We start from the raw sequence: 277 nt of genomic DNA, 5'->3' as shown, positions 1-277 counted from the left end.
CGTCGCCAACGGGCCACCGGCAGCGGCTTCCGGTGCCACGTGCAGCACCACCGTGCCGTAGGCGGTGCCGCTCATGCGCGCGTCGGAAATACGCACCATATCGGTCACACCCTGGGCCAGCAGTTTGGCCGGCAAGCCCATGTTGCCGACTTCGGCCATGCCCGGGTAGCCCTTGGGCCCGCAGTTTTTCATGACCAGGATCGAGTTGGCATCCACGTCCAGCGCCGGGTCGTTGATGCGGGCCTTGTACATGTCGAAGTCCTCGAACACCACCGCA

Annotated in this window: 1 protein-coding gene; it reads right to left on the bottom strand. The window is 65.3% G+C overall.

Annotated features, from left to right (window positions below; genetic code table 11):
- Positions 1-277 (bottom strand): dihydroxy-acid dehydratase (locus KZZ04_RS19055; RefSeq protein WP_219423824.1); only part of this gene is annotated, 277 nt, incomplete at both ends.

The sequence above is a fragment of the Pseudoalteromonas sp. CR1 genome (assembly GCF_019392235.1).
GTDB lineage: Bacteria > Pseudomonadota > Gammaproteobacteria > Enterobacterales > Alteromonadaceae > Pseudoalteromonas.
The sequence above is the reverse complement of the archived record's forward strand: the minus strand, read 5'-3'. Positions and strand labels throughout refer to the sequence as shown.